The organism is Fructobacillus fructosus KCTC 3544, assembly GCF_001438695.1.
Taxonomy (GTDB): domain Bacteria; phylum Bacillota; class Bacilli; order Lactobacillales; family Lactobacillaceae; genus Fructobacillus; species Fructobacillus fructosus.
Genome location: NZ_JQBH01000016.1, coordinates 1 through 8,024 on the forward strand (window position 1 = coordinate 1; position 8,024 = coordinate 8,024).

At 41.7% G+C, this 8,024-nt stretch carries 10 protein-coding genes; all 10 read right to left on the reverse strand.

The window, feature by feature from the left end; translation table 11 throughout:
* Positions 1–1,422: phage tail spike protein (locus tag IV71_RS06980; RefSeq protein WP_056995055.1), on the reverse strand; the 1,422-nt coding region annotated here is incomplete at its 3' end.
* Positions 1,422–2,135, reverse strand: coding sequence for a hypothetical protein (locus IV71_RS06985; RefSeq protein WP_010691225.1), 714 nt, complete (start codon positions 2,133–2,135; stop codon positions 1,422–1,424). The genes IV71_RS06980 and IV71_RS06985, both read right to left, overlap by 1 nt.
* Positions 2,132–5,107 carry a phage tail tape measure protein gene (locus IV71_RS06990; RefSeq protein WP_056995056.1) on the reverse strand — a complete coding sequence of 992 codons (2,976 nt, stop codon included), beginning with the start codon at positions 5,105–5,107 and terminating at the stop codon, positions 2,132–2,134. The genes IV71_RS06985 and IV71_RS06990 overlap by 4 nt, the downstream gene beginning before the upstream one ends.
* A complete protein-coding gene (locus IV71_RS06995; RefSeq protein WP_010691231.1) occupies positions 5,100–5,393 on the reverse strand; it encodes a hypothetical protein in 294 nt (97 codons plus the stop codon). Before IV71_RS06995 ends, IV71_RS06990 begins: the two co-directional genes overlap by 8 nt.
* 80 nt (positions 5,394–5,473) lie before the next feature.
* Complete coding sequence (locus IV71_RS07000; protein ID WP_010691232.1) at positions 5,474–5,860, reverse strand: tail assembly chaperone; 387 nt, start codon at positions 5,858–5,860, stop codon at positions 5,474–5,476.
* A gap of 81 nt (positions 5,861–5,941) precedes the next feature.
* Entirely contained in the window at positions 5,942–6,490 is a 549-nt protein-coding gene (locus tag IV71_RS07005; RefSeq protein ID WP_010691234.1) for a phage major tail protein, TP901-1 family, read from the reverse strand.
* A gap of 12 nt (positions 6,491–6,502) precedes the next feature.
* The gene (locus tag IV71_RS07010) at positions 6,503–6,919 is read right to left on the reverse strand and encodes a hypothetical protein (RefSeq protein WP_010691237.1); all 417 of its coding nucleotides are present in this window, start codon (positions 6,917–6,919) and stop codon (positions 6,503–6,505) included.
* On the reverse strand, positions 6,912–7,280 hold the full coding sequence (locus IV71_RS07015; RefSeq protein ID WP_010691239.1) for a hypothetical protein: 369 nt from the start codon (positions 7,278–7,280) through the stop codon (positions 6,912–6,914). The genes IV71_RS07010 and IV71_RS07015 overlap by 8 nt, the downstream gene beginning before the upstream one ends.
* Positions 7,280–7,576, reverse strand: coding sequence for a hypothetical protein (locus tag IV71_RS07020; RefSeq protein ID WP_010691241.1), 297 nt, complete (start codon positions 7,574–7,576; stop codon positions 7,280–7,282). Before IV71_RS07020 ends, IV71_RS07015 begins: the two co-directional genes overlap by 1 nt.
* Positions 7,573–7,920 (reverse strand): phage head-tail connector protein, encoded by a 348-nt coding sequence (locus IV71_RS07025; protein WP_010691243.1) that lies wholly within the window; start codon positions 7,918–7,920, stop codon positions 7,573–7,575. Before IV71_RS07025 ends, IV71_RS07020 begins: the two co-directional genes overlap by 4 nt.
* Positions 7,921–8,024 lie beyond the last annotated feature (104 nt).

Genomic DNA, 8,024 nt, shown 5'->3' on the forward strand with positions numbered 1-8,024 from the left:
ACCGTACTGCACTCGGACAATGGCCAATGCTAGACCACTAGCCTTTACTCTCGACCAATCAATATCGCCCTGAAACTCGGAGACATCAATAATAACCCCATCAAAATACTGTGTCTGTTGCGCTTCTAACTCCTTCAAGCGGTTTTGCAAATCAGCAATTTCTTTATCTTGTTCAGGAATACGATTTGTGACTGTCAACAGTTCCTTGATTCGGTTCTTCAAATCATTAGCCGTCTGTTGTGCATTCTGCCTTTGTTGCTCGGCATACTGCATAGCAGCCTGATAGTCGAGCTGATACTGGGAAAGGGTTCGATTCTTCGTACCAATCGTGAGTGACATCTTGTGTGGTTGTGTAATATCCAGCTTCTTAGCAACAACCTGCAAATCTTCTACCAGTCCCAAGAATTGGTCGTGAATTGGGTAAAAGTTTCCCATCTCAAATGACTTATATGTTGGGTCTAACAACGAAATATCAACCACATCAACCGACCACGTTAGCAAACCGACTCGCTGATTCTGCAGGTAATCCTGTCCTTTGCTCTTCAGAATGCTAGGAACTTTTACGTTATTCCACTCGACAGCCTTCTGGATAATGCCAAAGCGACCAATCAAAGCTGAGTCGTCTAAGTAACGAATACCGTTATTAACTGATTCGATAGTTGTCTTTGGTTGTGCGGCAGCCGTGTCATCGCTTGACTGTTCAGTTTGTTGCTGTTCAATTGGTGATCCAATTGGTACTAGACGAGTAATAATGTCTCGAACATCATACTCACGCTTAGCACTCTTGAGGTTTTTACCCAACTTGATTGGTGTATCAATATGTTCGCCAACGCTGGCCAAGTACTCCAGCACCAGTTGCCCATTGCTGTCACGATGCCAAATTAAAAAGCCGCCTAAGCGACTTATCAGCTTGTCTTTAATTGTGTCAAAGGTGTCTTGAGCATCATCCGTGTAACGATAGACATTGTCCGTACTATTAACGACGGTCACTTGCCCCAATTGAAAACGCTTGTGGGGTTCAACTTGCCGGTTATGTTCATCAACAATCATCTGCAGGAAGTCCCGAATACTCGTGTTTTGGACCTTACGATATACTTGCGTGCTATCGTGCAGATAAGCTAGGCAGTCCTCGCATTGTAGCGTTTGCGTGTGGCTACCACTAAAGGAACCATCAATCTTAACCACACGGCCGTCAAAGACGACTTTACCTGTGTTAGTGTCAATCACCTTAACAAGGTTGGCGATGGCTTCTGACTGACGATAGAGGCTATTTTGCATTGTAATTGTAAATAAGGCTGTTGAAATACCATTAAACTGCATATCCAATTCACCAGATATGGCCTTATTACCATAATTACGTGGCTCATGTAGCACCTCGCCGACCTGGTCACTAGCATTCTTGTAAACAATTACTCGGTACATTAGAGCAACACCTCACTTTGAATCACAAATCGAACTGTCGCATTGCCCTTAATCGTCACATGATTATTTCCCCGTTCTAATGAGAACAGATAATCTTTCGATTTATCAGGACTGAACATATATGAACGACCGTTCTTGACAACCTCGATATTGTCACTCGTCACAACCGTTGGACTAAGGCTGTTCTCGCCAACATTCATCAAATCAAGCTCACGCTTGCCGTCAATTTGGTAAGAGAACGGCTGAATGAAGTCATTATCGAAATCAAAGGTATCCCAGTCATCATAGTTATCAATGCTACTGTTATTCTTAATGGCGAACGGGTATAGGTCAAATTCAATATTTAAGGTAAGAGTATTATAAGTTGCATCATCATCAACTTTGACACTCTTTGCCTTACCAACCCAATAATATCCCTTGTCGTGGCTATCATATAGTCGTTGGTCAAACGGTGACATAATTAGCCGCTTTACTTTGTTTTCCAGCAACTTACGCTCGCTGTAGGGCAGTTTGTAGGCCCTAAATTGATAAGCGATTGAACGCTGGTCAAAAAAGCGTTCACCTGTGACACTCGAAAAGTCCAAAATACCATTGGCATAACTCAAGTTTTCGGTAACTACCTTTTCTGCCGGTGTTGGGGCCTCACGCTCAAGTAAATATAATCCATAATCTGATGAATTAAATTGACCAAATTGAATGTATTCTGAACTCATAGCGTGTTCCTCCGATCATTTGTCATGATACTTCCAAGAGCACCATCGTAATCATTAACGGTCGCTCCAACCAATTTACCGCTATCCATGGAAATGATATGACCATTTTTAACGGCTTCAACGACATCATTCAGCTTATCGCTGATTAGGCTATCAGATTGCATTTGCATAGTTTGACCAATTTTACCGTTAACTTGCATATTGCCAGATTGCAAATTACTCAAATCTTCTGACAAAACTGGATTCATTGAATATTCAAGACTTGGATTTCCAAACTTCTGTTCAATGATATTAGCCATTCCAGAAAGGTTCGACTTGACTACCTCAAATCCACTTAAAATTCCTTTATTAAGCCCATCCATAATTGCTTTCCCTGCAGGATTAAGCAATACTTTATCATAAGAATAAGGTCCTTTTAATTTTGGAATTGCATGAGTTATATCCGATAAAATTTTCTTACCGCTTTCCCATGCACCCTTTATTCCGTCAATAAATCCATCAATAATGGCTCTTCCATTTTTTACAAGAGATGATGGCTTAATTCCATCAGCAATCTTAGTAACAAATCCAGACCCTAATCCATGTCCTTGAGAATATCCACTCTTAAATCCATCAATAACTTTATCAACCAACGTCGTACCAGATGCTAATAATCGTCCAGCAGCATACCCCAATTCGAATGCTAATCTTTCTACAAATTCGATAGCCGCACCAGTTAATTTGTGAAGGTTATTGGTAATTCCAAGAACCGTCTTAATTAATAAATTCAAACCTGCATCAATAAGTTTGTCAGCATTATCTGCTAATCCATTAATCATCGCAACCACAAAATTAACCGCTGCTTCCATAAATTTAGGAACATTAGCAGTCAAGGCGTTTAAAATATTAACAATCATATTAACAAATGAATTAATAAGTTGTGGCGCCTGTGTTGCAATACCGTTCATCATGCCGATTAACATATTAATGAACGACTGAATAAGAATAGGTGTGTTTGTTGCCAGTGTCTGCACGAATTGAACAATAATATTTACAAATGCTGAAACAATAAGTGGTGCGTTTGCAGTAATTGTTGCTAAAAATCCAACAATCATTAAAGCGAAGCCCTGCCCCATTGCAAGCATAATCATTTGAATATTTTGGCTCGCTGTACTAGCGGTGCTCAAAACAATTATCAAATTAGAAATAGAATTTACTAACAAACTAATTCCTGCCGCTGCAATTCCAACTCCTACTCCAGCCATCAAAATAGCCGCTCCAAATGATATTGTCACTGCAGCAAGTCCTATCATTCCTGGAAGTGCAGCACTAAGGGCCGGACCAAATATCGCAAATACTGCAACTAGTGCAGATATTGCAATAGTTACGCCAGTAAGAGCAATTATTCCTGCTGTACCTGTCTTAGCTAATTGAGTAATCGATAACACAAGAGCAGCAAATCCGACTGTTACTAAGGCAAGACCAGCTCCAATTTCAAGAACTGCCAGCCCCATCTGCATCATATCTTTTGCGGAAGTTTTAGCAGCCCCTCCGACTGCTTTTGTACCAGCCGCTGCCGGTGCAGAAGTTGTGGCAACAGTAGTATTAGCACCGCTAAGCCCCAACATTTTAGCAACAAGTCCGAAAATAGTCTTCGTCATCCCTGACATTACTTTTACTGTTCCAGATACTGCCGAACCAATCTTGCCAACATTAACTAAGAAACCTCCGGTTGCGGTTACTGCGGGGCCTATGGCTGGAGATAATCCAACAAACCCTCGTGTTACCTTAGCAATAGGGTTACTACTTTGCTCGGCCCATTGAATGGTTGAATTTGTCATATCAATCATTGAACCAGTAACGCCAGACTTACTTGACATTGACTTGTTCCGAAGAGATTCCCAGTTTCCACCAATCTGTTCAATCTTAGAACCAATATTCTTTTGCATTTCAGTTGCTTGATTGTTCAAAAAGTCAGTAGATACTTGTCCGTTTGCCGAAGCTTTTTGCATTTCCTTTGAAAAAGCATCCCATGAAGTCGTCGTGTTACCAGTTTTGTCATTAATTGAGTCAAGAAGTGGAAGAATGGCGGCCATTCCAGACGTTCCAAACATGTTCTTCAATGCTGCCGCTTTATCACTAGAGCTCATTCCGTCCATTTTTTGAGATATTTCAGACAATATTTGAGGGAATTGCTTCATATTTCCTTGAGCATCAGTAAAAGTAATGCCCAATGCACTCATTTGTTTAGCAGCAACTTTACTTGGTGCTTGCATCATCAACATAGCGTGGTTTAAATCTTGTGAAGCCTGAGCGGCACTAAAACCACGGTTAGTCAAAAGACCGATAGCCGTTGACGTGTCCTGCATGGATATTCCAGCATTCGAGGCTGTTCCACCAATAGTAGCCAGCGCTTGTTGCATTGATCCAATTGAAGCGTTAGATAGGTTGGCTGTCTGAGTCAGAATAGCGGCTGCCTGTGATGACCCATCAAGGCTTTTGCCCCAAATGTTCATTGATTGCTGAACTACACCAGCAGTCGTTTGCAAATCTTCCCCAGCAGCAGTAGCCGCACGAGCAATAGACGGGAATTCTTCCTTGATTGTGCTAATAGAAGCTCCATCACGAGCCATCGCAACCATTGCTTCCGCTGCCGCTTGAGCACTCAGAGGCAAATCAGCTCCCATTTTATTGGCCATGTCAGATAAACCGCCAATATCTTTGGAAGTCCCTCCAGCGATAACTGCCGCTTGATTAAGGCTTTGTTCAAACGTTCCAAAAGCCTTCAAAGAGGTTACTCCCAATGCAGTTGTTGCTGCACCAGCAGCTAACATGGTCTTTCCAATAGGCTTCATTGTTCTTTCAATGTTTCCCATAGAGCTTTTGGCACTATCCGCAAATCGATCCATTGTATTGATTGCAGACTGCACTCCAGCCATTAATCCAGCAACATTGGCATCGTATATTGCTGTGACCTGCCAATTATCAGCCATTTAACCTCCTTTCTAGCTTATCCAGTAAGCTCATGTCTGTTTGTTCAGTATCATCTACATCAGATTGAACTACGGCTGGGTTGTAGCGTGATTTAATCTTTTTCATCATCTTTTTAGCATCAGTTTCATAGAGCTTTTCAAATGTGTTATATTTCAAATCTTTACCGCTGGCCGTGGTTTGCTGAGACTTCATTGTGGCCCAGGCAATTTCATAATGTTCCCTAGATTTATCTACTTGTCGCAACTCATAAGCTTCAACTTGCAATTCATACTCAGCTGGTGTCATCTGTTCAACATCGCTTACTCGCGATACATTGAACCATCTAAGGCCATTAACAATTAATTCATGATAGCGACTCTCACTATCTAATTTTCTTCCATCATCGCCTTCTGGGCTGCCAATTGCGCTGCTTGTTCGGCTTGCATCTTTGCTACCCGGCGCTTCGTAAATTTTCCTTCTTCAAGTGTCTTAGCTACTTCCTCCCAGACAGCATCCAAGTCAGTATTTTCATCTTCAAAGAATGCATCGATATCGCTTGTCTTCAAATTTCCTCCAGCAGCGTGGTTAGCGCCTAGCAAGATGTCTGACAATGCCGTTAATGAGTCCATGTTTAGAAAAGCGTTTAAAGAAGTTTGCAGTCCAACTGCCATATCCATTCCAAATCGGCTAATCTTGTGCATACGATCCATTTCTCGAATGAATTTCATATCAAAAGAAAATTCTTCCGTCTTACCATTTACTGTATATTCCATGTTTAATCTCCTATTTTTCTGTTTGTCTAACGTTGGGCCTCTCACCCCATTTGAACGTTTAGCCGTTGTCGCTATGGTCATTTACTTTGTTGGCGTTGGTGCCGATGAACTATTTGACGTTTCATTTTCAGTTACCTTGCCAAGCTGAATGAATTGAACTCCCTTGTCCTTGTCATCATCAAGGTTCAACTGTACTTCTCCAGAAGCTGCGTAACCACCTTCAACTGATGCCTCAATCTTCAAAGAAACTGAGTTATCTGAGTCTCCAGTTTCTTCAACTGAAGTCATTACAGCCGTCATCGAACGAGCAACATATGTTCCAGTCTTTGTTCCTGGCGTGTCTGTGTAGACAATCCAGAATTGAACGTTCTTGCCATCATTAAAGGCATTGTCAAGCTTCGTTACAATTTCTTGCTTAGATGATAACAATTCCAATGAGAACGTAGCTTCTACAGCTCCACCCTTCAATACTTTTCCAGTCTTAGTGTCTTCAGTCTTTGAGTCCTTAGACCGCTTATATGAGTAAGTTGTTTGATAAGCAACCATCACTCCACTAGCATTTGCTTGGTCTTCTTCAACACGAGCAAAAACCAGTGCCTTTCCACCAGACATTGTTTTCAAATCTGCCATTCTTCCTCCTTGTTAATTGACTCGATATGTTAAATCGAGTGTTCCGTGTAGTAGTCTCAAATTATCTTCTTGTTCCAGTGACACCGAATTAACGGTGTATCTAGTATCTAAAGCAACTTGATATTCCCCTACTAAGTTAAGCCCAAGAGCATATGCGTATACCCTAGACATGATTCCCTCTAATTGATCTCTTCCATCCCCAACATTAGCCGATACAAACAAGTGAATCGTGATTGATGGGCGTGACCGCAGGACATCCTTAGTTGGCGTATCTTGGGCCATTGAATAATCACCAATACAAATAAGAGGTGTGTCAAAGTTTTCATCATGTAACTCTGGGAGTGTATTAAAAAAGCGGTTTCCATACTCTTCGTATAGATAACCGCCAATATTTTTGTAAAGTTCGTAGTCCGGCTTTGCTCTAAACATGAACCACCGCCTTTATCTTGCTGATAAATACGTTCTTATGTGTTTCAAATGCTTGATACATGAAAAGTTTCGGCTTGATATGCTTAGTTCCATTCTCCTGAGCATAGCCATAGTTAAACTTACCATTGTACGCATCAGCAGAAACAACTCCACGTATATGCCATGCATTATTGGTAACAGTGACTTTTGTCTGGCGCTTTAAGAACCCAGTTTTAACCGGTTCAAGCCTTTGTGCTTGCTGTTGTGTACTAGCGGATGTAGAGCGAATAAGCGCCTCAACCTGCTTAGGAACGGCAGCCATCAATCTATGCTGACCAGAGATGAACTTATCAGCTCCTACAACTTTCATTCCAGATGACATTATCCCTCCTTTACTCGAATAGACGAGCGAATACCAGCTGTCTGTCGTTCCTGCACCACGTACTTTTTGCCATCAATCAAGCAATAATCAAAGTATGGCAGGATACCAACAGAACGAATAATCTTCTCTCCGTATGAAACAATGCCGTACTCTCGATATGACTTAGCAGCGCTTAAGTTAGTCACATTCACTGTAACCTCGGCAACTAACTCGTCATCCCCTTTTTTGCGAGGATTACGAGGGTCTTGTGTTCCTTTGACTTTGACATACAAAGCAACCTTTGTAGCTGCGTTCATAGGAACATCACCCGACCTCTCTGCCGACCAGTAACGTTTCCGGTGCGGTATTCGTCAATCTCATTCTTGAACTTAGAAAAATCATCTTCTTGAAAGACAAGTGTTAACCCATCCTGACCAGCAGACTTCATCCCCTCATTACCAATACGAGAAAAACGAGCAGCCACTACTTCATCTACAATGTAGTCAAACTGATCAGGAATGTTTGTGTTTTTAATCCCGAGCAAGACAGACAAGCGAGCTTTCACATTTTTTTCAATGATTTCAAGCTTATCCTTAACCGAACTCTTAGGGTCTAAGAGTTTCTCATAGTCGCTTGCAGTATCAACACTAGTTTCACTCATAATAGCCCCTTTCAACTAATTACTTGCCTGTTGAAGCAGATGAACCTTTGGCCATTCCAGCCGTCAAGATGGCCTTCTTGTTCAAGTCAGACACCCATACGCCA

What these genes read in the sequence shown, in the direction of transcription:
- IV71_RS06985 (WP_010691225.1), bottom strand. Translation starts at nt 2,135, where the DNA reads ATGAGTTCAGAATACATTCAATTTGGTCAATTTAATTCATCAGATTAT.
- IV71_RS06990 (WP_056995056.1), bottom strand. Translation starts at nt 5,107, where the DNA reads ATGGCTGATAATTGGCAGGTCACAGCAATATACGATGCCAATGTTGCT.
- IV71_RS06995 (WP_010691231.1), bottom strand. Translation starts at nt 5,393, where the DNA reads ATGACACCAGCTGAGTATGAATTGCAAGTTGAAGCTTATGAGTTGCGA.
- IV71_RS07000 (WP_010691232.1), bottom strand. Translation starts at nt 5,860, where the DNA reads ATGGAATATACAGTAAATGGTAAGACGGAAGAATTTTCTTTTGATATG.
- IV71_RS07005 (WP_010691234.1), bottom strand. Translation starts at nt 6,490, where the DNA reads ATGGCAGATTTGAAAACAATGTCTGGTGGAAAGGCACTGGTTTTTGCT.
- IV71_RS07010 (WP_010691237.1), bottom strand. Translation starts at nt 6,919, where the DNA reads ATGTTTAGAGCAAAGCCGGACTACGAACTTTACAAAAATATTGGCGGT.
- IV71_RS07015 (WP_010691239.1), bottom strand. Translation starts at nt 7,280, where the DNA reads ATGTCATCTGGAATGAAAGTTGTAGGAGCTGATAAGTTCATCTCTGGT.
- IV71_RS07020 (WP_010691241.1), bottom strand. Translation starts at nt 7,576, where the DNA reads ATGAACGCAGCTACAAAGGTTGCTTTGTATGTCAAAGTCAAAGGAACA.
- IV71_RS07025 (WP_010691243.1), bottom strand. Translation starts at nt 7,920, where the DNA reads ATGAGTGAAACTAGTGTTGATACTGCAAGCGACTATGAGAAACTCTTA.